The 1,549-nt window shown below is 70.6% G+C and carries 2 protein-coding genes; both read right to left on the bottom strand.

Annotation, left to right across the window (positions count from 1 at the left end; all coding sequences use genetic code 11):
* Positions 1-725: adenosylhomocysteinase (locus AB0M18_RS36605; RefSeq protein ID WP_365765727.1), on the bottom strand; the 725-nt coding region annotated here is incomplete at its 3' end.
* 15 nt (positions 726-740) lie between these two features.
* The coding region (locus AB0M18_RS36610; protein WP_365765729.1) for a methylenetetrahydrofolate reductase at positions 741-1,549 on the bottom strand (809 nt) is incomplete at its 5' end.

The following is a 1,549-nucleotide window of genomic DNA, read 5'->3' on the forward strand; positions in this document are numbered from 1 at the left end:
CGGTTGATGCCGTCGATCAGCGAGTGCCGGCAGCCGTACTTGTTGTCGAACTTCGACTTCGTCACGGCGTCGTTCACGTTGATCGCCGGGAAGAGCAGAGCGCCGTCGCGGTGCATCTCGTACAGACGGTGGACACCGGTCGTGGTCTCCTCGGTCACGCCGCGGATTCCGGCGGCGAGGGTGCCCCAGTCGAGGGTGGAGTTCTGGAGGAGTTCCAGGATGATGCGGAACTCCTCGTTGTCGGCGGTGGTGGGGTCCGGCACGGCGCCGGCCTTCTCGAACTCCACGCCCTTGTGGACGAGGAGCGTGGCGTCGCCGCCGTCGTCCAGGATCATGTTGGGGCCCTCACCACCGGGCCAGGTGAGCGCCTGCTCGGTGCACCACCAGTACTCCTCCAGCGTCTCGCCCTTCCAGGCGAAGACCGGGATACCGGCGGCGGCGATCGCCGCGGCGGCGTGGTCCTGGGTGGAGAAGATGTTGCAGGACACCCAGCGGACCTCGGCGCCGAGGGCGACCAGGGTCTCGACGAGGACGGCGGTCTGCACGGTCATGTGCAGGGAGCCGGTGATACGGGCGCCGGCCAGGGGCTGGGCGGCCGCGTACTCGCGGCGGATGGACATCAGGCCCGGCATCTCGTGCTCGGCGAGGGTGATCTCCTTGCGGCCGAACGCGGCCAGGGACAGGTCGGCGACCTTGAAGTCGTGGGTGAGTTCGGAAGAGGCCATGGTTGACTCCAGTCGTCAGGCGGCGGTGAGCAGGGGAGAGGCAGAGGTCCGTCCCGGCACGAGATTGCGGTGGATCTCCACCGCGGCGGACGAACTGTTGAGCGTGATGTAGTGCAGTCCGGGCGCGCCCTCGGCGAGCAGCCGCTCGCCCATCGCGGTCGCGTGCTCCACCCCGATCCGGTGTCCTTCCTCGGGGCGGCCCCGGGCCGCTTCGAGACGCCGGGCCAGAGCGGGTGGGAAGCCGGCGTTGCTCAGCTCGGCGAAGCGCCGGATCTGGCGCACGTCGGTGGCCGGCATGATCTCGGGGATGATCGGGGTGTCGCAGCCGGCCGCGGCGACCCGGTCGCGCAGGCGGAGGTAGTCCTCGGGGTCGAAGAACATCTGGGTGATCGCGTAGTCGGCGCCGGCCTGGCACTTGGCGACGAAGTGCCGGATGTCGCTCTCCCAGTCCGGCGAGCGCGGATGCCGCTCCGGGAAGGCCGCCACGCCGACGGTGAACGAGCCGATGCTCTTGAGCAGTTCGACGAGCTCGGCCGCATAGGTGAGCCCCTGGGGATGCGGGGTCCACGCGCCCTGCGGGTCGCCGGGCGGGTCACCGCGCAGAGCGAGGACGTCGCGGATCCCGGCGGCGGCGTAGCGGCCGACGATCCGGCGGAGCTCGGTGACCGAGTGGCCGACGGCCGTCAGATGGGCGACCGGCCGAAGTGTGGTCTCGGTCAGGATCCGCTCGGTGACGTCGATGGTGCGGTCCCGGGAGGAGCCGCCGGCGCCGTACGTCACGGAGACGAAGTCCGGGGCGAGCGCCTCCACGCGCCGGATCGCCT

The sequence above is a fragment of the Streptomyces sp. NPDC051909 genome, assembly GCF_040681095.1.
In the GTDB taxonomy this organism is placed as follows: domain Bacteria; phylum Actinomycetota; class Actinomycetes; order Streptomycetales; family Streptomycetaceae; genus Streptomyces.